The sequence below is a fragment of the Thiohalomonas denitrificans genome (assembly GCF_900102855.1).
GTDB lineage: Bacteria > Pseudomonadota > Gammaproteobacteria > Thiohalomonadales > Thiohalomonadaceae > Thiohalomonas > Thiohalomonas denitrificans.
This window is the reverse complement of record NZ_FMWD01000006.1, coordinates 86,430-110,277: the sequence shown is the minus strand read 5'-3', so window position 1 is coordinate 110,277 and position 23,848 is coordinate 86,430. Positions and strand designations below refer to the sequence as shown.

At 54.9% G+C, this 23,848-nt stretch carries 23 protein-coding genes; 19 read left to right on the top strand and 4 right to left on the bottom strand.

Annotated elements, in window-relative coordinates:
- The first annotated feature begins 101 nt into the window (after positions 1-101).
- The 10 genes from BLP65_RS10625 to BLP65_RS10580 all read left to right on the top strand — a co-directional run bounded on the left by BLP65_RS10625 (position 102) and on the right by BLP65_RS10580 (position 12,449).
- Positions 102-1,541: a lipopolysaccharide biosynthesis protein gene (locus BLP65_RS10625; RefSeq protein WP_175452535.1), complete on the top strand. Its 1,440-nt coding sequence runs from the start codon at positions 102-104 to the stop codon at positions 1,539-1,541.
- A complete protein-coding gene (locus tag BLP65_RS16745; protein WP_139181486.1) occupies positions 1,538-2,689 on the top strand; it encodes a hypothetical protein in 1,152 nt (383 codons plus the stop codon). The genes BLP65_RS10625 and BLP65_RS16745 overlap by 4 nt, the downstream gene beginning before the upstream one ends.
- A gap of 231 nt (positions 2,690-2,920) precedes the next feature.
- Entirely contained in the window at positions 2,921-4,339 is a 1,419-nt protein-coding gene (locus BLP65_RS10615) for a polysaccharide deacetylase family protein (protein ID WP_092996629.1), read from the top strand.
- A 300-nt stretch (positions 4,340-4,639) separates the two neighbouring features.
- A complete protein-coding gene (locus BLP65_RS10610) occupies positions 4,640-5,950 on the top strand; it encodes a hypothetical protein (RefSeq protein WP_092996626.1) in 1,311 nt (436 codons plus the stop codon).
- Between the two features lie 65 nt (positions 5,951-6,015).
- Complete coding sequence (locus BLP65_RS10605; protein ID WP_092996623.1) at positions 6,016-7,137, top strand: glycosyltransferase family 4 protein; 1,122 nt, start codon at positions 6,016-6,018, stop codon at positions 7,135-7,137.
- Positions 7,134-8,507 carry a glycosyltransferase family 4 protein gene (locus tag BLP65_RS10600; protein ID WP_245688303.1) on the top strand — a complete coding sequence of 458 codons (1,374 nt, stop codon included), beginning with the start codon at positions 7,134-7,136 and terminating at the stop codon, positions 8,505-8,507. The genes BLP65_RS10605 and BLP65_RS10600 overlap by 4 nt, the downstream gene beginning before the upstream one ends.
- 184 nt (positions 8,508-8,691) lie before the next feature.
- Positions 8,692-10,014, top strand: coding sequence for a PKD domain-containing protein (locus BLP65_RS10595; RefSeq protein ID WP_092996617.1), 1,323 nt, complete (start codon positions 8,692-8,694; stop codon positions 10,012-10,014).
- Positions 10,015-10,349: 335 nt separating this feature from the next.
- Positions 10,350-10,598 (top strand): hypothetical protein, encoded by a 249-nt coding sequence (locus BLP65_RS10590; RefSeq protein ID WP_092996614.1) that lies wholly within the window; start codon positions 10,350-10,352, stop codon positions 10,596-10,598.
- 49 nt (positions 10,599-10,647) lie between these two features.
- Positions 10,648-11,810, top strand: a protein-coding gene (locus BLP65_RS10585) for an IS3 family transposase (protein ID WP_139181485.1) whose coding sequence is annotated in 2 segments (ribosomal slippage) — positions 10,648-10,897 and positions 10,897-11,810 — 1,164 coding nt in all. Because the reading frame shifts where the segments join, the coding sequence is not laid out codon by codon here.
- 15 nt (positions 11,811-11,825) lie between these two features.
- The gene (locus BLP65_RS10580) at positions 11,826-12,449 is read left to right on the top strand and encodes a TylF/MycF/NovP-related O-methyltransferase (protein WP_175452534.1); all 624 of its coding nucleotides are present in this window, start codon (positions 11,826-11,828) and stop codon (positions 12,447-12,449) included.
- A gap of 70 nt (positions 12,450-12,519) precedes the next feature.
- Here BLP65_RS10580 and BLP65_RS10575 read toward each other — a convergent pair whose 3' ends face one another.
- Together BLP65_RS10575 and BLP65_RS10570 are read right to left on the bottom strand one after the other, a co-directional pair.
- Positions 12,520-13,212: a NeuD/PglB/VioB family sugar acetyltransferase gene (locus BLP65_RS10575; protein ID WP_092996605.1), complete on the bottom strand. Its 693-nt coding sequence runs from the start codon at positions 13,210-13,212 to the stop codon at positions 12,520-12,522.
- Between the two features lie 11 nt (positions 13,213-13,223).
- Positions 13,224-13,877, bottom strand: a complete 654-nt coding sequence (locus tag BLP65_RS10570; protein ID WP_092996602.1) for a sugar transferase — start codon at positions 13,875-13,877, stop codon at positions 13,224-13,226.
- A 188-nt stretch (positions 13,878-14,065) separates the two neighbouring features.
- Here BLP65_RS10570 and BLP65_RS10565 point away from each other — a divergent pair, with 188 nt between their 5' ends.
- From BLP65_RS10565 to trpC, 6 genes are all read left to right on the top strand, one after another.
- Entirely contained in the window at positions 14,066-15,292 is a 1,227-nt protein-coding gene (locus tag BLP65_RS10565) for a DegT/DnrJ/EryC1/StrS family aminotransferase (protein WP_092996599.1), read from the top strand.
- Positions 15,293-15,732: 440 nt separating this feature from the next.
- Positions 15,733-16,023: a hypothetical protein gene (locus BLP65_RS16735; RefSeq protein WP_139181483.1), complete on the top strand. Its 291-nt coding sequence runs from the start codon at positions 15,733-15,735 to the stop codon at positions 16,021-16,023.
- A complete protein-coding gene (locus BLP65_RS10555; RefSeq protein ID WP_092996593.1) occupies positions 16,020-16,613 on the top strand; it encodes an anthranilate synthase component II in 594 nt (197 codons plus the stop codon). The genes BLP65_RS16735 and BLP65_RS10555 overlap by 4 nt, the downstream gene beginning before the upstream one ends.
- Before the next feature lie 80 nt (positions 16,614-16,693).
- Complete coding sequence (locus BLP65_RS10550; protein WP_092996590.1) at positions 16,694-17,908, top strand: multidrug effflux MFS transporter; 1,215 nt, start codon at positions 16,694-16,696, stop codon at positions 17,906-17,908.
- A gap of 117 nt (positions 17,909-18,025) precedes the next feature.
- A complete protein-coding gene (trpD, locus tag BLP65_RS10545) occupies positions 18,026-19,048 on the top strand; it encodes an anthranilate phosphoribosyltransferase (RefSeq protein WP_092997113.1) in 1,023 nt (340 codons plus the stop codon).
- Between the two features lie 89 nt (positions 19,049-19,137).
- Positions 19,138-19,929 (top strand): indole-3-glycerol phosphate synthase TrpC, encoded by a 792-nt coding sequence (gene trpC, locus BLP65_RS10540; protein ID WP_092997110.1) that lies wholly within the window; start codon positions 19,138-19,140, stop codon positions 19,927-19,929.
- Between the two features lie 206 nt (positions 19,930-20,135).
- Here the strand turns inward: trpC and crp are convergent, their stop codons facing one another.
- Positions 20,136-20,774, bottom strand: a complete 639-nt coding sequence (gene crp / locus BLP65_RS10535; protein ID WP_092996587.1) for a cAMP-activated global transcriptional regulator CRP — start codon at positions 20,772-20,774, stop codon at positions 20,136-20,138.
- A gap of 127 nt (positions 20,775-20,901) precedes the next feature.
- Between crp and BLP65_RS10530 the strand changes: the two genes are divergently transcribed.
- The 3 genes from BLP65_RS10530 to speD all read left to right on the top strand — a co-directional run bounded on the left by BLP65_RS10530 (position 20,902) and on the right by speD (position 22,787).
- Positions 20,902-21,318 carry an OsmC family protein gene (locus tag BLP65_RS10530; protein WP_092996584.1) on the top strand — a complete coding sequence of 139 codons (417 nt, stop codon included), beginning with the start codon at positions 20,902-20,904 and terminating at the stop codon, positions 21,316-21,318.
- Positions 21,319-21,441: 123 nt separating this feature from the next.
- A complete protein-coding gene (locus BLP65_RS10525) occupies positions 21,442-21,840 on the top strand; it encodes a VOC family protein (protein ID WP_092996581.1) in 399 nt (132 codons plus the stop codon).
- Between the two features lie 137 nt (positions 21,841-21,977).
- Entirely contained in the window at positions 21,978-22,787 is an 810-nt protein-coding gene (speD, locus tag BLP65_RS10520; protein WP_092996578.1) for an adenosylmethionine decarboxylase, read from the top strand.
- Positions 22,788-22,999: 212 nt separating this feature from the next.
- Here the strand turns inward: speD and coq7 are convergent, their stop codons facing one another.
- Positions 23,000-23,638, bottom strand: coding sequence for a 2-polyprenyl-3-methyl-6-methoxy-1,4-benzoquinone monooxygenase (coq7, locus tag BLP65_RS10515; protein WP_092996575.1), 639 nt, complete (start codon positions 23,636-23,638; stop codon positions 23,000-23,002).
- Between the last annotated feature and the right edge of the window lie 210 nt (positions 23,639-23,848).

The following is a 23,848-nucleotide window of genomic DNA, read 5'->3' as shown; positions in this document are numbered from 1 at the left end:
GCGGCTACTCCCAAGAAATGAGATGTCAGACATAGTCGTGAGATTGCCATTCCACGCATACATGTTCGGCAAAGACACAGTCACGGCCGTGGGTGCACACAGTGCTAAGTAAAGCCAAAATACTTCTCCCAACTAGTCCGTTTGCTCGCGGTGTCAGTATTCTGGTCAGCGGTACGGCCGGGGCTCAAACGTTAGTCATTCTATCTGTGCCTTTGCTGACTCGCCTTTATACACCGGACGATTTTGGGCTTCTCGCAGTCTATGGAGGCGTATTAACCTTGTTTGCGGGCGTCGCAAGCCTTCGTTATGAGCTCGCCATACCTTTACCCAAAAACCAGCACGAATCGGCCAATGTGCTGGTACTCAGCTTGCTGCTCGTATTATTTATGACTGGTGTTTCAGCCGTAATAGTGCTGATGGCCGGACATCAGATCGCCGACCATTTGGGCGTACCCACACTAGCAAGCCACTTCTGGTTGCTACCTGTTGGTATTTTTTTTTCCGGTTGCTATAAGGTGTTTAGCTACTGGGCGGTACGCAACAAAGCCTTCTCAGTTATTGCTAAAACCCGCATAAGCCAAACCTTTGTGACACTGGCTGTTCAGATGATGGGCTTTAATTTGGGGGGGATAACACTCGTCCTAGGGCAGGTCGCCGGACAAGTTGTTGGGATGGTCCGACTGACTAAAACCGCCCTTATGCACTCTGATGCCTTGCAATGGAGCTGGTTAGGTGTATGGGAAGCAGCCCGACGCTATAAACAGTTCCCGATCTTCTCAACTTGGTCCGGTCTGTTCCGTACTGCGGGCTCACAACTCCCCCCGGTCATGTTTGCTGCGTTGTTTAATGCCAGTGCCGCAGGCTTGTATTCTTTGGCTCACCGAGTTCTGGCCCTCCCTATGTCAATGGTCGGTGGCGCCATCGGCCAGGTATTTTTTTCCAATGCTGCCGAAGCCTACAGAGAAGACCGTTTAGCGCCGCTAGTAGCGCGAGTGCATGAAATACTGGCAAAAATTGCTATGCCGCCGGTGTTAATGCTTATTATTGCCGGACCAGAGCTCTTTGCGCTGGTTTTTGGTGAGCAATGGCGTCAAGCGGGTGACATGGCTCGCTGGATGGCCCCTTGGCTGTATTTTGCATTCATTACATCACCCCTGGATAATCTTTTTTCCATTTTGGAAAAGCAACGGCAGGGAGTGGTAATTAACGGAATTTCATTAGCATTACGAGTCTTATCTATTGGGGCAGGCGCGTGGTATGACGATCTAATGACAGCGGTGATCTTGTTTGCTGCATCAAGCGCGCTTTGCCGTGCCGGTTTACTGTTGTGGATAGCAGTAGTTACTAAAAATTCCGCTAGCGTCATCTTAATGGCCACATTGAAACCTGTGGTTTTTAGCATGCTTTCCTTGCTTCCCATCACTCTGGCATTTAGCTCACAAACTACTACGATAACGTGGTGGCTTTTAGCCGCGACTCTGAGCGCTGTTTTGTTGGCGGGCTATTACTGGCCTCTTGTTCGCAATGTTTATGCACAATGAATATCGGTTTTGGTAATCGGAGGCATGAAGTGACTAATTTATTGTTATTTGGTGATGCTAATTCGCGCGCTTGTATTGCAAGCATCAGAGCGTTAAAAGGCAAGAACTGCCGAATACATATTGCGGTGCAAGGTGGCGGATTGAGTTGGATGTATCGTGTTTTGCCTTATGCGTATTATTGGCTCACCAGAAAAGTTCGAGTGTTTAGTTACTCATCAACAACAGAGGCGTGTTTTCTCGCGTCTCTTGACTCCTTGAGGCGTCTTATTGGTGCTTTTTCCGTGCTTCCAATGGGGGAAAGTCTGGTTCGTACTATGCTAAAAAACCACGAAAAGCTAAGTAAAAAAGGTATTTTTCTTATTAGTCCGGCAATCACTTACAATGAGTATTGTCAGCTTTCCAATAAAGAAAGCTTCTGTAGACTATGTGAGTCTTACGGGATTGCTGCCCCTAAAATAATTAAAATGCCTAGCAGGTTTGCGCAATCATACCTATGTAAACCAAAAGAATATGGTGTACACAAAACTGTATTAACTGCGCCAATGCTTGTAAGGAACGGCGCCGAACATGACTGCCTGATAAATTCCGAAATTGATTTTAACAGGCACTTTTTTCAAGAGTATATCGAAGGCGAAAGTTATTATTACTGTGCGTTATTCAGAAAAGGCGCTAAGCAATTACATTTTTCTCAGAAAAACCTTATACAGCAGCCTAAAGGGAAATCTATAATCAAAGCAATACCTTATGATCTTGATGCTGGTGTAATTGATAAAATTGATAGTATGATGAGAGGTATTTCTTATGATGGCGTAATGATGTTTGAATTGCGAAAGACAAATAACACAGGTCAGTTTGTCGCGATTGAATGTAACCCAAGGTTGTGGGGCCCACTTCAGCTTCCGTTGGATAACAACGTTAATTTCGTAACCGGGTTAGTGTTTGGGAAGTTTGATGAGCCGGCTGAACGTTATAAGTATGGCTACGTATGGAGTGGAGGGCTCCCTATATTTAAGAATAGCTTTGATCAATACGGATATCAGGTATGGGTTGGCGGCGCGAATGGTTTAAGATTCTTAGATATATGGAAGCGTTTCGATACATTAATTTATTATTTAATAGATAGGATTCATGGCCTAATAAAAAAATAAAATCGAGCAAAAGCAGATTTACCGACGGGTGAGTTTAACAAAACGCCGCTCTATTATGGCTTAGATTTATTCGCATGTTTTAGTAGAGTAGATTGTTTACTGATTAATTTTTTTACCAATCAACATGTTGTGAGCATCCTTAGGCAAAAATTATAAAACCATAATCTATGAAAGCTGATAGCAAGATTTTCGGTAATACAAAATGCAAGCAACTGTCGGAAATGCCAGCTTATGACTGTGATTGTTGAAGCTCCTGGAATACGCAGAGCTGAGCGAGAATATATTATAAGTACCGTATTGGGTGATTTTCTCGGACTTGATTGGAAGCTCCAGGTTCACGGTCGCGCGGATGTGCGTATTACGTTATCGGATCAGCCAGGGAAGGAGCTCAGTTTTCCGGATTGTCTATTAGGCATCGATCCTGAATCTTGGCTAACCGCAGCCTCTTTACCAGAGCAGCCATTGGGTGCTTGGGATGTCAATGAGCTAAGGCTGGAGATTCCGCTTACAGAACCTGTGGTACCGATTATATACGGAGATGCTGCATCTGTAGCGTTGTGTAAACATAATCTAATTAAACTGCCCGTCGATATTTTTGGATCGGCGTTCTTTATGATTACACGTTATGAAGAATTGGTAACTCCAGACCGAGACGATCATGATCGCTTTCCCGCTTGGGCTTCGCTTGCATATAAAGAGGGATTTCTTGAACGCCCGATAGTTGATGAGTATGTTGAGATTCTGTGGTCCGCAATGAACTCGCTGTGGCCTGGATTGTTTCGAAAAACAAGGAGTTTCGAGATCAAGGTGTCACATGATGTGGATCGGCCAAGTCGCTATTTATTTGGGTCCGTAAATAGATTTATGCGTAGCATCGTTGGCGATCTCATCAAACGTGGTGATATTCGGCGAATGATGTATGCGCCGTTGGTTCGATGGGGGACTCCTGAAAATCTCCATCCTGCAGACCCGTTCAATACTTTCGAGTGGATTATGGATGTCTCGGAAGATTACGGCTTGCAAAGCGCCTTTTATTTCATTTGCGGCCGGACCGATCAAACCATGGACGCTGACTACGACGTGGAGCACCCGGCGATCCGAGCTCTGATTCGCCGTATTCATGAGCGGGGCCACGAGATCGGTCTGCATCCAAGCTATAACACCTACTTGGATCCCGCTGCCCTCGAAGCCGAGGCTAAGCGCTTGTGGGCTGTCTGTGAAGACGAAGGAATTCAGCAGCAAGCCTGGGGCGGACGTATGCATTATTTGCGTTGGCGTCAGCCAACCACGTTAGCTGCCTGGGAATCTGCCGGAATGGCCTACGATTCTACTATGGGCTATGCCGATCATGTTGGATTCAGGTCTGGTGTATGCCGGGAGTACCCGGCTTTCGATCTTATTGCACGGAATAAGCTAAGACTAAGAATAAGACCCCTAATCGTTATGGAGTGCACAGTACTTTCGCCTAAGTATATGGCTACTGTTTCGCCTGAAGCTGCTGCTCAGCGTATCGTTCGTTTAAAAGAAATATGCGAAAGATTTTCGGGAGAGTTTACGATGCTTTGGCACAATTCGGAACTGGTTACTCCGCGAAGGAAAGGCGTCTATCGACAATGTTTGCGCGGCATAAGCGGGACAGTGGAAGAATGAACGACTATTCTTCCTCAGTGCCGGGTAAAAAGTTGATATTGGATGGCAGTCACGGTGCAATCGGGATCGCTATTTAGCTACTATTGTTTTGGAAGCTTCCTGTAAGGCGTACGTGAACGCCACATTGGCTGATACAGCACCAAGCTGAGGGAATATGCTAGAACTGGCTTTTTGCAATTGAATGCGATTTGCTCAGAAAAATTGCTTTTGGGGATCCTGCTCCGATCTCCACCATAAGTGCAGAAAATTTCAGGATCTTGCCGCGCCTCGTGTGACGCGGGGCAAAGGCTAGGGAATAAAATGGCATCGCCAGTAGAGAACATTTACAGCACGCATGTCGACGACGATGCTGATTTGTTCAGACGTCAGTCTATGAGGGATATGCCGACGCAGAGATTCGACCCTTGGCGTGTGGCCCAGTTCGTATCGGTGGGTGGGTTGATTGTTCTTTTTCCCGGCTTCGTGTTTGTTCACTACTCTGTGGCGGCGTTCGGCGTCACTCTTCCCGCTATTCTGGATGGGCTGTTCGGATTCTCATCTGCATTGCTGGTGGTGATCTTTGCCGCCTTGTTTCCACTAATCCTACGGGGATATGCCAATGTCATCAGCCCCTATATACTGGCCGTTTTCGGGTTTATCACCTTTACTCTTATCTGGGCTTTTACACACACCATTGTTCTGGACGGTGCTTATGTAAAAGTGGCTTTCATTCAGTCGGTTGAGACTGCAGTTCTGTGGTCAGCGCTGTTTTTTGTGGGAATGTTTTTGCCTGAATATTCATCAACGCTATACCGCACTCTCGCGGGTTCCTTTCTACTTATTCTCGGATTCCTGCTGCTCTATGTCGTCCAGACGGGCGAACTGACGTTCAACGCCAGTCGCATGTATAACGCAGATCATGTTGCGAGCTATCAGGGGTTTGCGCGAAGCACCCTTGTAATTCTGATTATCCTCCTAACCGTCGCCAGCACTATCAAACAGCGTACTGTGCTCCTGTTGGGGGGCCTTTTCATCCTGTTCCTGCTCGGAGCTCGCTCGGAGTTTTACGCATTTGTGGCTACCGCCTTGTTGATGGTCTCCATGCTGATGCTAAAGGATGGACGTTACGCGCTGCTCATGATCGCAACCATTGGTGGTACTTCGGTTACGATTTCCCTCGGGTACGAATCCTTGATCCAGAGCCGACAGTTGGAAATTCTTGATTTGCCTTCCTCTAGCTCGTGGCAAAGTAGGCAGTGGTTAAACGAAATTGCGATCCGACAGGTGTTGGATACACCGGTGTTCGGCTACTTCGGAGGACATGTGGTTGAAGGTGGGGGCACTGGTAGCTATGCCCACAATATGCTTTCCGGTTGGGTTAATTACGGCGTGCTCGGGTTCTTCTGGTACTTGTTGCTATCCCTGTCGCCTTTGCTGATTTCTATTAAGCGCCTGGTCGCCATAAAAACACAAGACCCTGTGTGGATGTTGGCGTTCACCACAAACTTCTGCTCTCTGCTACTAATGACTGCCGCCAAGCCGGTATTTTGGCCAATAGCAGCACTCGGATGGGGTTTCTGCGCGAGAGCAATATTGCTCTCTTCGAGAAGAGTTCACGTAACAAATACGTAGCAGCAGTTTGACGATGAATATTGGTTTCGGTCCGCTCCTTACGACCGGCGCCGTGGGACACACATATGCAGCACGACTTCAAAATTTGCCATCTTACATCGGTTCATGCCCGTTATGACACTCGCATTTTTATAAAAGAAGCGCAGTCCCTTGCCAGGGCGGGTTATTGTGTGGCACTGGTGGTGGCCGATGGAAAGGGGGATGTGACGAAAAACGGGGTTTTGGTCTACGACGTTGGATTACCGCAGGGGCGCAGGGACCGGTTTACCCTCACGACGCGAAAAATGCTGAAAAAGGCCAAGGAAATAGATGCGGATGTCTATCACCTGCATGATCCTGAGCTGCTTCCTGCCGGACTGAAGTTGAAGCGAATGGGCAAAAAAGTGATCTTCGATTCACATGAAGATGTGCCCATGCAAATCCGGGGGAAGTCGTATCTGAACAGACCAGCCAGATGGCTTTTTTCGAATGCGTTCAGGAGGTACGAAGCCTGGGTTTGCAGACAACTCGATGCTGTCGTCGCGGCGACGCCATTTATCCGCGACAAGTTTCTGGCGATAAATGCAAATTCTGTCGATATCAACAACTTTCCGATACTCGGAGAGTTGGCTGAAGACGAGGTAAATTGGTCGCTGAAGCAACATCAGATATGTTATGTCGGCGATATCACGGCTAGTCGTGGCATAAAAGAAATGGTGCGTGCAGTCGGGCATGTGAAAAGTGGAGCTCGTTTGCAGTTGGGTGGGCGGTTTTCCGACCGGCAAACCGAACTGGAGGTGAAATCTTACGCAGGTTGGGAAGGTGTCGACCAATTGGGATGGCTCAACCGGGATCAAATTCGTCAGGTTCTGGCAAGGTCCATGGCAGGCCTGGTGACACTGCATTCGACGATCAACTATGTGGACGCACTACCGGTAAAGATGTTTGAGTACATGAGCGCAGGTTTGCCGGTAATCGCTTCCAGATTTCCTCTGTGGCAGGAAATCATCGAGGGAAACCAATGTGGAATCTGCGTTGATCCCAGCAGCTCGCAGCAGATCGCGGCTGCCATAGATTCGCTGATTGACGATCCCGAGTGGGCCCGACAAATGGGCGATAACGGACAGCGTGCGGTTCGGGATCACTACAACTGGCCGAATGAAGAGAAAAAATTGCTCGGCCTCTACGGAGGTCTGTTCGGCGGTTGAAACCCGGAAGTGGATTCAGAGGTTTTAACTTCATATTCGATAAATGCGGGCTTTTCAATGGATTGGGTGAGCTTATGCGAATTACCTACATACACCAGTACTTCAATACTCCTGACATGTCCGGTGGCACCCGGTCCTACGAGATGGCACGCCGTCTGGTGGATAAGGGGCATCAGGTCAACATGATTACCTCGTGGCGCCACAATGATGTTAAAACAAGCCCATTTGAAACCGTCGAAGATGGAATTACCGTGCACTGGGCCCCTGTTCCCTATTCCAATTACATGAGCTACCGGCAGCGTATCAATTCATTTTTGCAATTTGTGGTTAGCGCGGGCCGGAAAGCAGCTTCACTTCCCAGTGATTTGATACTGGCCACCAGCACACCGCTCACCATCGCTTTACCGGCTGTATATGCCGCCCGCCGACACTCTGTGCCGATGGTATTCGAAGTCAGGGATCTATGGCCGGAACTACCGATAGCCATAGGCGCGCTGAAAAACCCCGTGTGGCAGCATTCAGCCCGCTGGCTGGAACGTTGGGCGTACAGGAACTCTGAAGCAGTTATTGCGCTATCTCCGGGCATGCGTGACGGAGTATGCAGAACCGGATATCCGTCTGACCGCGTGGCCGTAATACCGAATAGCAGCGACAACGATTTGTTTCACGCGGCAACGAGATCCGGAGCGGCCTTCCGGCGTGCCCGAGCGTGGTTGGGTGAACGGCCGCTTATCGTCTACGCGGGCAGTTTCGGTCGAATAAACGGGGCGGGCTACTTGGTGGATATTGCCGCCCGACTGCTGAAAACTGCCCCTGATATCAGGATCCTTCTGGTTGGGGATGGACAGGAGCGGACCAAAATCATTGAAAAGGCAAAGGCCCTCGGTGTCTACGAAACGAATCTGTTCCTGGAGGACCCGGTCACCAAGAGAGAAATGCCTGATGTCCTCGCAGCAGCGGACTTGGCTTGCAGCCTTTTCGTTGACCTGCCCGAAATGCAGGCCAATTCGGCGAACAAGTTCTTCGATGCACTGGCATCGGGCACTCCCGTCTTGCTGAACTATGGAGGCTGGCATGCAGAGTTGGTGACCAGGGAACAGGCCGGGCTCGTCGTGTGGGGTAAGTCGACCGAAGAAGCCGTCGCTCAGATTGTGAGTTCACTGCGTGATCAGGTCTGGATGCGAGAGGCAGGCGAGAATGCACGAGCCACCGCGGAACGTCTGTTCGACCGAGACGTGCTCGCAAACCAGCTGGAGCATGTGCTTGTGATGGCCTATGAGAGACAGGGAAACCGCGTCGCAACCATCAAGGCACCGTCCGAGACGTCCGCTCCGGCTCCCATGTCAACTGCCGGCCCGCGGCAAGCGTGACACAGGTACGCTCATTGCAAGTACGCCGAGGCGCATTCACAAACTTGCTCCGGGTTGCGACGAGGGCCAAATCAATCTTGCAACACGGCTCACAGCGCTCGCAGGCAAGCCCCATTTAAGCTACACGACATCTCCGGCCGCAGATGCCGGAAGCTCGAAATAACTTTCAAGTGGGGTTAGGCGCATGCAAGGCAGACATATATTGTCGGCTATCCTGGGACTTGGTCTTGCGATAGGCGGTATTGCAACAGTCGTTGCAGCAGAAGCAACCATCTACGTGGGGAAGCAGCAACAGAGTGGGGCAACCATCTCATTCGACGGAACACAGTCCACGGGTCGGAATCCCATGGGCGATGAAGGGGATAAGTTTGGTATCGAACACTATGCTTGGGATTTTGGTGACGGAACATCATCTTCCGGCACATACCTGAGTTCTACTACACATATCTATGAGCAGCCAGGCACCTACACAGTAGCCCTGACGGTCACGGCGTACGACGGTACCACCGGTAAGACGAGCACGAGTGTTGATGTGGGAACACTGCCAATGGTTACTGTATCCGGAACCACAGGGTCTGCTATTCAGACGGCGATCGATTCATTACAAGGTGCTGCCGGCATCGTCGATATTCCAGCAGGAGACTACGCGGTTTCCCAACAGATAGACATTCCGTCGGGCGTTATTTTGAAAGGACAAGGCCCGAGTAAGACAATCCTCAAGAACACCTCTAGCTCCGATCAGTATATTCTTAAAGCTGCCGGAAATAACGCACGTATTTCTGCACTTGCGATAGTCGGGCCCGGAGAGAGTAATTATGGTGTTAGGAATTCCGGATATAAAAATCTTTACATCGATAATTCGGACATTTCCGGATTTAAATACGCAACTTCGGTCTCTGGCGGCTCAACGACCTACGAAAACAACATAATTCACCATAATATTCGTTCTGGGTCTGGGTACGGTATTATAGTGACGAATGCTGCGTATGCGGTGGTTCGAAACAACGAATTTTCCCACAACCGACACAATGTTGCAGCAAACGGCGACGGGAGCGTTATCGCAAACACTGGTTATGATTTTGTGGGTAATCATGTTCAGTATGATTACGATGCTGCAGTGGGAGCGGAACTTGACGCGCACGCCTCGGCTAATGGCCGCTTCAGGATTGTCGACAATGTGATTGAAGATATTAGTTATGGCGGACAATTCATGGATGGATGGGGTGAAATACGCGGCAATACCTTCCGGAATGTCAGCGGTTACATCTGGCGGCTCGGGACGCCGGTGAGAAGTGGTGTGGCCGTGGCGGGTGCAGGAGTTCGCCATCTGGATATTTCTCACAATGAAATCATAGACAGCAGCCCGAGATTTTGGCTTCAGTACGGGACGGACATCCAGATCAACTGCCGTAAAGTTGATGATCTAATCCCAATCGATGATCTCCAGCTGAACTGGGATGATTGTGCGGCGGCACCCAATCCCCCCACGGGACTAACTGTCGATTAGCGAATAGTGTCAGCGGCTTCCCGGCTTGAAAAGCCTGGAAGCCGCTGACGTTCCGTCTAAATGTCTCCTGCTGCGGTTTGCTCCCTCACCTTGGACCAAAATTGAAGCTGCATTGTTTTTGTGGTGTTCTCCGTTCCGGTAGCCATGTCCGTCGTCTTTTTTTTGCGCCGGGAAACGGGTCCTGTGCGAAGTGGAAGAAGACACAATTCTCACCGGAAATTCCCGGCTATGCCGGCGCGTAATAGACCTTCGCGATTCTTACCGCTGCGTCTTTTAAACACCACAATACCGCCTACCCTTTACCTTAAGCGTTCAGGTAAGACAGGGAGAGTCGTGTGGAGCGTGCGAACATTCCGAAGCTAGGGAAGATCGCAAGGAAACCCTGGTATGGCCTCTGGAGGTGGATCGAATCGCATATCTACGCCGGGAAAGAGTACACACTGCAAGTGCCTTTTGGACGTCGGGTGTTTACACCCTGGTTCATCGGCCAGGGCGAAGATGAGTTCGCGACACTATTGAAGTCGATGCGCCAGAACGGTGCGTTGATGGCATCTCCCGATCGGACCTACCTTGAAGTGGTCTAATGATTCTGGACACCGCGTTAAGGCGTAAAATGCCATGACGAGGTGAACGATGACAGAGAAGAACACAAGGCGTCGTTATAGCGACGATTTCAAGCGCGAAGCCGTAGCGCTGGTAACTGAGCAGGGGTACAGCGTCAGTTCGGCAGCAAGAAGCCTGGACATCAATGCCAATATGCTGGGGCGCTGGAAAAAGGATTTTCAGGCACAGGCCAGCGGAGAGGCCCTGAGCAGCGATGAACACGAGGAGCTGAGAAAGCTTCGGCGCGAAAATCAGCAGCTGAAGATGGAGAAGGAAATCCTAAAAAAGGCCAGTGCCTTCTTCGCGAAAGAAATGAAGTGAAATACCGCTTCGTGCGGGATCATGCCGCTCGTTATCCGGTCACGATTCTATGCCGGGTGATGGGCGTACAGCGCAGCGGCTATTACGGCTGGAAAGCCCGAGGGGCCGAGGTGGTCTGCGCCACCGAACTGCGCCTGAGACAGCGAATGAAGGCGCTGTTTGCGGCCTCCAGGCAGAGCCTGGGCAGCCGAGGCATGGTCCATAAGCTCCGTGAAGAAGGCTTCAAGATTGGTCGCTACCGCGTCCGTAAGCTAATGAAATCGATGAACCTGGTCGTGAAGGCAAAGCGTCGATTCAAGGCCACGACTGACAGCAAGCACCGGTATCCGGTTGCGGACAATATTCTGAACCGGCAGTTTGCTCCGGAAGCGCCCAACCGGATTTGGGGCACCGACATCACCTACCTGTGGACGCAGGAGGGTTGGCTGTACTTGGCCGTGGTCATCGACCTGTACTCGCGCCGGGTCGTCGGCTGGGCCATCGACAAGCGTATGACCACGGCGCTGGTCACACGGGCATTATTGATGGCCATGAACTTGCGGCGACCACCGAAGGGGCTGATTCATCACTCCGACCGAGGCAGCCAGTATGCGAGCCACTGCTACCAGAAGTTGCTAAAGCAGCATGAGATGGTTTGCAGCATGAGCCGCAAAGGGAACTGCTGGGACAATGCGCCGGTGGAACGCTTTTTCAGTAGCCTGAAGCGGGAATGGACGGGCGACCGCCTGTATCGCACTCGGCAGGAGGCGATAGCTGACGTCCGTGAATACATCTCGGTGTATTACAACTCAGTGCGATTACATTCGACGCTGGGTTACCGGACGCCGCTCGATTTCGAGAAAGGCCTTAACAAAGTGTCCGGAATCGGTTGACCACAACACTACCTGTTGCATCAGCTGGTACGGCGGGCATCTCGCCTGGCCGGGGGTGTAGCTGAATGTGGAGTCTATCAGGGGGGCTCTGCACATGTGATCGCATCGACGTTGGCAAGGAACGCTTCGCCGGCGCGCCTCGATCTTTTCGATACCTTCGAGGGGGTTCCTTCCATTGCGGTTGCCGAGCGCGATTATTGTTCCCCGGGCAGTTTCTCGAATACCTCCCTGAAGAGGGTCAAAAAGCGCCTAAGCGAACATCTGCCTCGGTGTCGGTTTTACGCGGGACTGATCCCGGATACCTTTGCCCAGGTTCGGGAAGATGCGCAGTATTCACTGGTGAATATCGATGTGGATCTCTATCCCACCAATCGGGCTTGCTGCGAGTGGTTCTGGCCGCGAATGGTTCCGGGCGGAGTCATGCTGTTCAATGATTATGGATTCTATCCCTATCGTCATTCGACTCGACGCGCAGTGGATGAATTTTTTGCGGAAATTGATGAACAGTCGCTGGTGTTGCCGAACGGGCAAGCACTGGTTATAAAGGCCACTGCCGCAAACGTGACCATTCCTCCTCTCGCCGCGCAGGGTGATTCGATCATCGCGGCCGATTCCCTGTTTACGCCGCTCGATGACTGAGTGCCTCGCACGAGGGGTGCTATCCAGACGGATCGATTTCTTGTGAAGAACTGACGAAAAGGGCTACCGGTTATTTTTCGAAACGGCGGAAGATTCGGGAACCTGGACTCATAATATAGTGCCGCTCGGGGGCGGAACGGTTTGCAACACTGCCGGCACTTACTATCGAATCCTGCCCTATTGCAACGTTCGGCAACACGCATCCACCAATGCCGATCAGGCAGCGCTCACCCAGGTTGACGCCCCCGGCCAATACGGCATTTCCACTGACGTGAGAATAGTCCCCAACGACCGAACCATGTCCAACCACGGCCCCGTTATTGATGATGCAATGGGCACCCACCCTTGCACCGTTTTCGATGATGGCACGTGGCATGACGACCGTCCCTTCACCCAACGAGACGTTCGTACCGATGTGCGCGGTCGGGTGGACCAGCACCGGAAATTCCCGGCCTCCCAAAGACCGGGCAATCCGGGCCCGCGTAAGGTTATCCCCGATTCCGAGGAATATCGCCATCGTATCCAGGCCATTCATGTAAAGCTGCTGGCGGCCACCGATAACCGTGCTCCCGAAAAGACACTTGCCCTGCAGCGATGGTGAATCATCGATCACCCCCGAGATGTTGAAATCTTCAATGTCCCTGATGACATCCGATACGGCAGCTGCGTGCCCGCCGGCTCCGAACATGAGTATGTCGGTAACTGTTTTTATGCCGGTCACGGCCTTTGCCCGGTAAACATTGCCGGTTGCCTGAATATGCATGATGTCCTCTCCTAGCTGCCGGTCGCTTCATCACTCGCAAGAGAGCGACGGTGGAGTCGAGAGCGTCGCTCCTCATCCAGATCGGGCAGTCCCGCCATTGTCGGGTCGGCCAATGAATCCTCCTTGGTGATCACCTTGAACGCGGTGCGCCAGAGGATTTTGAAATCCAGCATTATCGACCAGTTTTCCACGTACCATACGTCCAGTTGAAGCCGGTGATCCCAACCGAGCAAATGCCGGCCATTGATCTGCGCCAGTCCGGTAATACCGGGACGGAAATCGTGGCGTTTGTTTTCCAGCGGGGTGTAGTAGGGGAGATAACGGATCAACAAAGGTCTGGGGCCGACCAGGCTCATATCCCCCTTCAATACATTATAAAGCTCCGGTAATTCGTCCAGGCTGGTGGTCCTCAGAAAGGCACCGATTCTGGTCATACGTTCTGAGTCGGACAGCACATTCCCGTTGGCATCACGCGCGTCGGTCATCGTGCGGAATTTGTAAAGCGTGAAAGGTTGGCCGTGCAACCCCGGGCGGATGTGAGAGAACAGAATCGGCCGTCCGATCGACATGCGTATGGATAGTGCGATGAAGGCCAGCAGGGGCAGGAGTAGTAAGAGAAATAAAGTCGCCAGCAGAACATCCAAGATTCGCTTCCGTGCGAGCATCCCGGCTCTCCAATATGGTGGTTTTGACAACAGGAACAATAGACCCGCATCAACCGTAAGGCAAAGGGTGGTCGATGCGTGCAGGCCGGGTCGTGTCCCAGTGAAGTCTGAAATCCATTTGATAGCGATTGGCCGCTTCACTATGCTCGTGCAGAGGGACCGCGTAGTTAACTCAAGGAGCGAGTTAGATGCTGAATACCCCTTTCGCTGATTGGCCCAGCTTTACCCTGGAGGAGGCTGCGGCCATCAAGGAAGTATTGCTTTCCAATAAAGTCAACTACTGGACGGGGCAGGAGTGTAGGCGATTCGAGCAGGAGTTCGCGGCGTGGTCGGAGAGTCGATACGCCGTCGCCCTGGCTAACGGAACCATGGCGCTGGAAGTGGCACTGCAAGCCGTCGGTATCGGCCCTGGAGACGAAGTGGTGGTCTCGCCCCGCAGCTTTATCGCATCTGCCAGTGCCATTATCAGGAACGGCGGCACGCCTGTTTTCGCCGACGTGAATCGCAACTCCCAGAACATAACGGCCGAGAGCATCGAAAAGGCCATTACCTCCCGGACCCGGGGGATTGTCTGTGTGCACCTGGCTGGCTGGCCGTGCGATATGGAATCGATCATGGCAGTGGCGGACCGGTATGGACTCTATGTGATTGAGGATTGTGCCCAGGCCCATGGCGCCCGCTACAAGGGCAGGTCCGTAGGCAGTTGGGGACATGCCGCGGCGTGGTCGTTTTGCCAGGACAAGATCATGACCACCGCAGGTGAAGGTGGAATGCTGACCACGCAGAGCGAGGAAATCTGGTCCAGGGTCTGGTCCTATAAAGACCACGGGAAAAGCTTCGACGCGGTGTACAACAAAGAACATCCACCGGGGTTTCGCTGGTTGCATGATTCGTTTGGGACAAATGGCCGCATGACCGAAATACAATCGGCGGTTGGCCGCATCCAGCTGACCAGGATGGAACAGTGGCATCAGTCACGTGACCGAAATGCGCGGACTATTCTCGAAGCAGCAGGGGAGTGTCCGGCACTGCGTGTTCCGGACATTCCGGACGAGATAGAGCATGGCTGGTACAAGTGCTATGTCTTTGTCGAACCCGAACTGTTGGCCTATGGATGGAATCGGGATCGCATAATGAGCGAGATGAATCGCCTCAGTGTTCCCTGCGGTTCGGGATCATGTTCCGAGATCTATCGGGAAAAAGCTTTTGAACAAATCGACTGGGAACCTGGAAAGTCGTTGCCGAATTCAAAAGAGCTCGGTGAGACGAGCTTGATGTTCATGGTTCATCCCACGCTAACCGAATCACAGATAAGCCTGACCTGTGATGCACTGCAGGACGTAATGGCGCGTGCCGCAATAAAAATGCTGGCAACCCCGTACGACCGGCAGCACCATCACCCCGGCCTGTTGTAACCAGTGTACTGTTGCATGCTTGGCGGTGCTTTCAGCGAGTCCGCTGGCCAGCCAGACCGCTCCTGCGCATCCATGCGACCGCGGCATTTGTGCATCCATGCACATCATGCAAGGCGCGTTTCGCAGGGAATGGCGCGCCCTTTGCAAGAAACGCAACGCCGCAGATGGCCGGTCAGCGGCTCGCCCGAAGGGAGCCCCCCAAAAACGCCATGACGGCATTGCAGAGCGTGACAAGGGAATAACCATTGCTTGGGCGCTGCGCCTTGTCCTGACGCTTTTGGGGGACTTTGAAAGTATCGCCAAGCATGCAATAGTACACGAGACCTGTCCGATTCATCCGGTCCAAGCCAATTCCTGAGTGCTCGTGGATGGAAGGGGGAGAAATGTGAGCCCCGGGTTGATTGTGGAAGGTACTAATCCGGGACTCGGAAAACAGCCCAGTGGCAAGCGGCCCCATTGGAATGGGGCAAAGTACTTTCCTCACGGGGCGGCTGAGCTGGAAAATCAATCGTTGGACTCCACGTCATGCCAACGATGGCATTCCGGAGAACGGTTCCTGCCGTCACAGAGCCAAACGCGTTATCATTGCCCATCGGCGTGCCGCGAAAGGCGGCATGCCGAACCACTGGCAGGCCGCTGAAAACATCCATCCCCTCAGGGAGAAGGGAAAAGAATCTTTTTCAACAGCCTGCCAGCGCTCGATGCATTTGAAACAGTGGGTTCCGTCATGATCCTGATGATCGACAACTACGATTCCTTTACCTACAACCTAGTGCAGTATTTCGGCGAGTTGGGGGCGCAGGTGGAGGTGCACCGCAATGACCAGATCTCGATCGAGGCGATTGAGCGTCTGGTGCCCGATCACCTGGTGATCTCGCCGGGACCCTGTACGCCAACGGAGGCGGGGATTTCGGTCGAGGCGATTCGGCACTTTGCCGGGAAGTTGCCCATCCTCGGTGTCTGCCTGGGACATCAGTCGATTGGACAGGCATTCGGCGGCCGCATCGTCCGCGCCGGGGAGATCATGCACGGCAAGACCTCTCTGGTGTATCACAAGGACATCGGCGTTTTTGCCGGACTGGACAACCCTTTTGTGGCAACCCGCTATCATTCGCTGGTGATCGAACAGGCCTCACTGCCGGCGGTGCTGGAAGTTACCGCATGGACCGGTGACGCCGGCGGTAACATGGAGGAGATCATGGGTATACGTCACGTCGAGTACAATCTCGAAGGGGTCCAGTTCCACCCCGAGTCGATTCTCACCTGCCACGGCCACGACCTGTTGGCCAATTTCCTCAAACAGTCCGGCGGCGTGCGATAGCCCGAGGCGAAGATATCGAACGTTTTCCCCTTCGCTTGTGAAGCCGGAAACGAGTACCTCCGTCCAGGCAGAAAAACTCCATGCCCTTCGTCCACCCTGAAAAAGGCCCTTACGCGCGCCGACTGGCCCTGATCGTTGCGGCCGTCTCGATGGTGGCGCCGTTTTCCATCGATGCCTATCTGCCTTCGTTCCCGGATATCCAGCGGGACCTCGGTGTCAGCGCCGCCGCGATGCAGCAGACGCTGAGCTTCTATCTGCTCGCTTTCGCCGTGGGAACACTGGTGCACGGCCCCTTATCGGACAAATTCGGCCGCCGCCCGGTGATTCTGTCGGGACTCGGGCTCTATGTGCTCTGTTCGGCGGCCAGTGCGCTGGTTGCCGACTTTTCCACACTGTTGCTCCTGCGCATTGGCCAAGGCCTGACCGCGAGCGCGGGACTGGTCGTGGGACGTGCGGTGGTGCGCGATGCCTTTGGCGGTGCCGAGGCGCAGCGGGTGATGTCGCGGGTGATGCTGATTTTCGCTCTGGCCCCGGCCGTTGCACCGATCGTCGGCGGCATCCTCCAGGAGGTCAGCGGGTGGCGTTCCGTCTTCTGGTTCCTGACGGCAATGGGGGCAGTGGTGTGGCTGCTCGCCTGGCGCAATCTGCCCGAGACGCTTGCACCGGAAGCGCGTCGCTCCATCCGCCCGGTCAACGTTACCCGCGCCTACCGGCGAGCCTTTTTCCACCCGGGCTTCATGGCCGTGGTGCTCTGCTTCACTTTTGCATTTGCGGGAATGTTTCTCTACGTGGTCGGGGCGCCCCGACTGGTTTTCGTGCACCTGGGGCTGGGCGCCGCTGACTTTGCCTATGTCTTCGTGCCGATGGTGAGCGGGGTGATGCTGGGTTCATGGCTGTCCGGACAGCTAGCGCAGCGGCTCGGGGCGGTGCGCACTGTAAACGCCGGGTTCATCGTCATGACCGTTGCCGCACTGCTGAATGCGGGAAGCCTCCAGTTATGGCCGCCCACCGTGATTGGCGTGGTAACCCCGGTGTCCCTCTACGCGACCGGCATGGCGCTGGCTTTGCCGGCCATGCTGGTCGTGGCCCTGGATTATTTCCCTCGCAACCGGGGCACGGCTGCAGCTGTTCAAAGCTTCATGCAGACCACCGGCAATGCCCTGGTTGCCGGTCTTGGCGTGCCGTTACTGGGTGGGACCGCCCTGATAATGGCCTTCGGGCAACTGGGCTTTGCGCTGGTAGGGTTGGCCATCTGGTGGGGCTGGCGACGTTTTGCCGCCATCGCCGCGCCTTGACCACTTATCCCATCAACGCGACAATCCGATTCCACCGATGAGCGGCGGAAGCCGGGAAAAGGTGTGGCAGGAGCGGTGAAAGCCGCAAAAAAACACTCGAAAAAGGTTTATCCCACCATGGATATGCAGGCGGCCATCCGTGCAGTGACCGAACGGCGGGACCTCTCCGAGGCCGAGATGCACGAAGTAATGCGCATCGTCATGACCGGAGAGGCGACACCGGCCCAGATCGGCGGTTTTCTCGTGGGACTCCGCATGAAAGGCGAGACCATCGACGAGATCACTGCCGCCGCTGCAGTCATGCGCGAGTTGGCAACCGGCGTCGAGGTGGGCGGTCCTCACCTGGTGGACACCTGCGGCACCGGGGGTGATGCCATCGGCACCTTCAATATCTCCACCACGGCAGCCTTTGTGGTTGCCGCAGCCGGCGGTCGGGTAGCCAAGCATGGTAACCGCTCGATCTCCGGCAAGTCGGGTAGTGCCGATGTGCTGGAGGCCGCGGGGGTCAATCTCGATCTCACCCCTGCCGAGGTCGCGCAGTGCGTCGAGGATGTCGGGGTCGGTTTCATGTTTGCTCCGCATCATCACAGTGCGATGAAGCACGCGATCGCTCCGCGCCGCGAGATGGGTGTGCGCACGATTTTCAATGTACTCGGTCCGCTCACCAATCCTGCCGCCGCGCCTCATCAGGTGATCGGCGTCTTTTCCAACAACTGGGTCGAACCCCTGGCCGAAGTGCTTGGCAAGCTCGGCAGCCGCCATGTTCTAGTGGTGCACGCCGAAGACGGCATGGACGAGATCAGCATCGGCGCACCGACCCTGGTTGCCGAGTTGAAGGATGGCGTGGTCAGCACCTATCGCATCACGCCCGAAATGTTCGGAATCGAGCAGTGCGGTATCACCGCACTCGCGGTCGAGGGACCGGAACAGTCGGTGGTGGTAATGCGCAGCGTCCTGGATGGTGTGCCGGGACCGGCACAGGACATCGTGCGCCTGAATGCCGGCGCCGCCATATACGCGGCCGATCTGGTCGACAGCCTCCAGGCCGGCGTCGACAGGGCCACCGAAGTGATCGCCTCCGGTGCCGCCCGTGAAAAGCTCGATGCGCTGGTGACCTTTACCCGTGGTCTGAAGAGGTAGCGCCTGACGCTTGCCCGTCCCGCCTGATCGCTTCGTGGCTGCTGCCGCTCCCACCCATTCGACAGACGTATGGAACCAAGATGGCTGAAGTGCCGGATATTCTGAAAAAGATCATCGCCCGCAAGGCTGAAGAGGTCGCCGAGCGGGTCCGTCAGGTGCCGCTGGGGCTGCTGGCCGAAAGAATCGAGAGCACGGCCCCCGAACGGCGCGATTTCGTCGCGGCGATCGAGGCACGCCTCGCCGCAGGGGGCCCGGCGGTCATCGCCGAGGTGAAGAAGGCCTCTCCCAGCCAGGGCGTCATTCGCGAGGATTTCCACCCCGACATCATTGCCGCCTCCTACGAGCGGGGCGGGGCGGCTTGTCTCTCCATCCTGACCGATATCGATTTCTTCCAGGGCGCCGATGAGTATCTGCGTCAGGCCCGGGCGGCCTGTTCGCTGCCGGTGCTGCGAAAGGATTTCATCATCGACCCCTATCAGGTCTACGAAGCCAGGAGCATCGGCGCCGACTGCATTCTGCTCATCGCCGCCGCCCTCGGTGACGATCAGATGAGCGAGCTGGCCGGTACCGCGCGGGAACGGGGTATGGATGTGCTGGTCGAGGTGCACGATGCCGAAGAGCTGGCGCGCACCCTGCCGCTGCAACTGCCGCTGGTGGGGATCAACAACCGCGACCTGCGCACCTTCGAGACCCGCCTGGAGACCACCCTGGAACTCCTCGACACCATCCCGGACGACCGCATCGTCGTGACCGAAAGCGGCATTCACACCGGGGAGGATGTCCGGCTCATGCGCAACCACGGCGTCAACACCTTCCTGGTCGGTGAGGCCTTCATGCGCGCAGAGGATCCGGGGAAGAAGCTGGCAGAGCTGTTCGGGTAAGGCGAGGGCGAGTGGCTAGTAGCGAGTGGCGAGTTGCTAGGCAGTGCCTCTAAAACAGCCTGCCGGCTTCACTGACCTATTTGGCTCGGGAATCCTCGAGAATAGGTTCCAGACATTCTCTACTACCGCCATACTGGCGGCATGCTTCAAATGGTCCTAGCCACTAGCCACTCGCTACTCGCCACTTGTCGCCACTAGCCACTGAACTATCGCGTGCCGTAGACGACGATGGTCTTGCCCTTGACCCAGACCAGCCCCTGCTCCTCGAGGGCCTTCAGCACCCGGCCGGCCATTTCGCGGGAGCAGCCGACGATTCGGCCCAGTTCCTGACGGGTGACACGGATCTGCATGCCGTCGGGGTGTGTCATGGCATCGGGCTGCTTGGTCAGGTCCAGCAGGGTTCGGGCGATGCGGCCGGTAACGTCCAGGAATGCCAGATCGCCCACCTTGCGGCTGGTGGCCCGCAGGCGGGTAGCCATCTGGGCGGCGAGGGCGAAGAGGATTTCGGTGTCTTCAGCTGCCAGCTGCCGATAGCGGGCGTAACTGATTTCAGCCAGTTCGCATTCGGTCCGGGCCCGAACCCAGGCGCTGCGGCCCTGCTGTTCGTCGAACAGGCCCATTTCGCCGAAGAATTCCCCTTTGTTCAGGTACGACAACACGATTTCGCGACCCTCATCATCCTCGATGAGAACCGAAACGGAGCCCTCCAGGATGTAATAGAGCACGTCCGGTTTGTCGCCGGCACAGATGATCGTGCTTTTGGCCGGATAGCGGCGGCGATGACAATGCTGGAGGAAACGATCGATTGAGGGGTTGCCCGTCCCTTTTGTAGGGGTAACCTTCATGACTTTCCTTTACTTTTTAACAGAGTATTCTCATACGTATACCAGCCTGCCTATGGCCAGGCAAGCGCATGGGTTAATATAGATCGCTTATACGTAAGCGTAGACCGTCACAAACGGGGGCAGTTCAATGAAGGCGCGCATCAAATGGGTCGAGCAGGCGACGTTCCTTGGCGAGGCGGACAGCGGCCATGCCGTTGTCATGGATGGCCCGCCGGAGCACGGTGGCCGCAATCTGGGCGTACGCCCCATGGAGATGCTACTCCTCGGTATGGGCGGATGTACCGCATTTGACGTGGTTCACATTTTGAAGAAAAGCCGTCAGCCGGTGAGTGATTGCGTCGCCGAAATCGAGGCCGAGCGGGCCGACAGCGACCCGAAGGTCTTTACGCGAATCCACGTTCACTTCGTGGTGACGGGACAGGATCTGGACCCCGGACGCGTCAAGCGGGCCGTCGATCTCTCGGCCGACAAGTACTGTTCCGCTTCCATCATGCTCGGCAAAGTTGCCGAAATCACCCACGGATTCGAGATCGTGGAAGGATAATTGCAGGTCTTTCGGTGCCGCAGGCTGGAGCGGCAGAAGTCGCGAGGCCGGCTGATCCGCTCTGCTAACCTTCAGGTTCGACGCAACTGAACCCGCAAGTCGTACGCAAGGTCGAATCCCCACATGCAAAAACCCGCTCCGACCATCGGTATGCACCATATTGCCCTGTTTGTGGCTGATCTGGCCGCGTGCGAGCGTTTTTATACTGAGCTGATGGGCATGGAGGTGGAGTGGCGGCCTGATGAGAACAGCGTCTATCTCTCCTCCGGCAGCGATAACCTGGCGCTCCACCGGTTGGACAAGACCTTCGACGGGCCTCAACGGCTGGACCACCTCGGTTTTGTGCTCGGGTGCGCAGAAGATGTGGATGCCTGGTTCGGCTGGCTCAAGGGTCACGGTGTCCCGATCAAGACGGAACCGCGAACCCATCGTGACGGCGCCCGCAGCTTCTACTGTCTCGACCCCGCGGGCAGCACCGTACAGTTGATTTTTCATCCCCCTCTGGCTGGAAATCTGGGATAATCGCCGCCCGCCGCGACCGTAAGGGGAGGGGTGTGGTCGCCCGTGGCTCGGCCTTCAGGCCGAGTGTCAGTCGGGCTCAAGCCCGTCTTGAAACGGGTGCTAATTTCGAGAAGTGCATTCAAGTACTGGAGTCGTCGATGAAGCGAATCAAGCTGCATGGGTTCAATAATCTCACCAAGACCCTGAGCTTCAACATCTATGATGTCTGCTTTGCGCAGAATGAGGCGCAACGCAAGGAGTACATCGAGTACATCGACGAGGAGTACAACGCCGAGCGTCTGACCAAGATCCTCACCGATGTCTCCAACATTATCGGCGCCAATATTCTCAACATCGCCCATCAGGACTACGAGCCGCAGGGTGCGAGTGTCACCATCCTCATCTCGGAGGAGCCGGTGATGTCGGAGGAGCTGCTTAACAATGAAGGCCCCGGTCCCTTGCCGGATGCGGTCGTCGCGCACCTCGACAAGAGCCATATCACCGTGCATACCTACCCGGAGAGCCATCCGGCGAACGGCATCAGCACCTTCAGGGCCGATATCGACGTGTCCACCTGCGGCCGTATTTCACCGCTGAAGGCACTCAACTACCTCATCCACAGTTTCGAATCCGACATCGTAACCATGGATTACCGGGTGCGTGGCTTTACCCGGGACGTGCGCGGCAAAAAGCACTTCATCGACCACAAGATCAGCTCGATACAGAATTATCTCTCCAAGGACACCATCGACAGCTATCAGATGATCGACGTCAATGTCTATCAGGAGAACATCTTCCATACCAAGATGATGCTCAGGGAATTCGAGTTGAACAATTACCTGTTCGGGGTCGACGAAAAAGAGCTCTCCCCACAAGAGGCGAAGAAGATCCGCCGCCGCCTGCAGCGCGAGATGCTGGAGATCTTCTATGGCCGCAATATCGCCAAGATGCCGGGAGCTAGTTCTTAGTGGCTAGTAGCGAGTGGCTAGTTTTCAGTGGCTAGTAGCGAGTGGCTAGTAGCGAGTGGCTAGTTGCTAGGACAACTCCGGGGCACTTTTGGGATCGGGCTAAACCCGCTCGCCCTTGCCACTCGTCTTTCGCCTTTCGCCTTTCGTCTCTCGTCTCTCGTCTCTCGTCTTTCGTCCCTCGCCACTAGCCACTAGCCACTAGCCACTGCCCTTCAGATCCAATACGCCGCCTGCGTCATCACCTTCGACGTGAACTGCATGAGCGTTCTGACCGGGAGGGGCAACTCGGTACCGCCGGCGCGTTTGGCCATGCCGGCGTGGCGGGATTCGTCCGCCTTCATCTGTTCGAGGATGGCGCGGCTTTTTCGGTCGTGTTCGGGCAATCTCTGGAGATGCCCCTCCAGATGGCTCACCACCTGCCGTTCGGTCTCCGCGACAAAACCGAGACTCCACCGGTCCCCGGCGGCGCCGGCAATCGCCCCGATGGTTACCGAACCGGCGTACCAGAGCGGATTCAGGTAGCTGACATGGCTCCCCACCTCCCGGGCGCGGCGCTCGCACCACTCCAGGTGGTCGTTCTCCTCGAGGGCCGCCCGTTCCATCTCCTCGCGTACCTTCGGCAAACGAGCGGTCAGCGACTGCCCCTGATAGAGGCCCTGGGCCGAGACCTCTCCCGCATGATTGACCCGCATCAGACGTCCGGCCAGCTCACGTTCGGGCCGGCTTAGCTCACCCTCCGACTCGGACTCGGAGGGATTGGGGCGTTCGGTGACGATCGGCTTGCCAAAGAGGGTCCGCACGCCGACATCCACGTTCATGAGAACACGATCCAGAGGAGTGTAATTGCGCATGGTCGCTGGTATCCGTAGAGATTCAGAAAATGGGTCGCTATCCGATTAGGATAAGCCACTGCACGCCCGTGAGCACCACCCCGGCCCCGCGGGGCGGCCTTCTTAGCCGTACAGCGGAGACAGAGACCCGGTAGGAGGCGCGCCCCCGCGGCGATTTCCGTCACAACGGCATCGCGCCGAGGGCGGCCCTCCTACCAGGTACAGCAGAGG

Bases quoted from the DNA above. Each gene is read 5' to 3' on its own strand.
- BLP65_RS10605 (WP_092996623.1), top strand. From the start codon at position 6,016: ATGCAGCACGACTTCAAAATTTGCCATCTTACATCGGTTCATGCCCGT.
- BLP65_RS16745 (WP_139181486.1), top strand. From the start codon at position 1,538: ATGAATATCGGTTTTGGTAATCGGAGGCATGAAGTGACTAATTTATTG.
- BLP65_RS10550 (WP_092996590.1), top strand. From the start codon at position 16,694: ATGCCCTTCGTCCACCCTGAAAAAGGCCCTTACGCGCGCCGACTGGCC.
- BLP65_RS10575 (WP_092996605.1), bottom strand. From the start codon at position 13,212: ATGCATATTCAGGCAACCGGCAATGTTTACCGGGCAAAGGCCGTGACC.
- trpD (WP_092997113.1), top strand. From the start codon at position 18,026: ATGGATATGCAGGCGGCCATCCGTGCAGTGACCGAACGGCGGGACCTC.
- BLP65_RS10570 (WP_092996602.1), bottom strand. From the start codon at position 13,877: ATGCTCGCACGGAAGCGAATCTTGGATGTTCTGCTGGCGACTTTATTT.
- crp (WP_092996587.1), bottom strand. From the start codon at position 20,774: ATGAAGGTTACCCCTACAAAAGGGACGGGCAACCCCTCAATCGATCGT.
- speD (WP_092996578.1), top strand. From the start codon at position 21,978: ATGAAGCGAATCAAGCTGCATGGGTTCAATAATCTCACCAAGACCCTG.
- coq7 (WP_092996575.1), bottom strand. From the start codon at position 23,638: ATGCGCAATTACACTCCTCTGGATCGTGTTCTCATGAACGTGGATGTC.
- BLP65_RS10565 (WP_092996599.1), top strand. From the start codon at position 14,066: ATGCTGAATACCCCTTTCGCTGATTGGCCCAGCTTTACCCTGGAGGAG.
- BLP65_RS10615 (WP_092996629.1), top strand. From the start codon at position 2,921: ATGACTGTGATTGTTGAAGCTCCTGGAATACGCAGAGCTGAGCGAGAA.
- BLP65_RS10525 (WP_092996581.1), top strand. From the start codon at position 21,442: ATGCAAAAACCCGCTCCGACCATCGGTATGCACCATATTGCCCTGTTT.
- BLP65_RS10530 (WP_092996584.1), top strand. From the start codon at position 20,902: ATGAAGGCGCGCATCAAATGGGTCGAGCAGGCGACGTTCCTTGGCGAG.
- BLP65_RS10595 (WP_092996617.1), top strand. From the start codon at position 8,692: ATGCAAGGCAGACATATATTGTCGGCTATCCTGGGACTTGGTCTTGCG.
- BLP65_RS10610 (WP_092996626.1), top strand. From the start codon at position 4,640: ATGGCATCGCCAGTAGAGAACATTTACAGCACGCATGTCGACGACGAT.
- BLP65_RS10555 (WP_092996593.1), top strand. From the start codon at position 16,020: ATGATCCTGATGATCGACAACTACGATTCCTTTACCTACAACCTAGTG.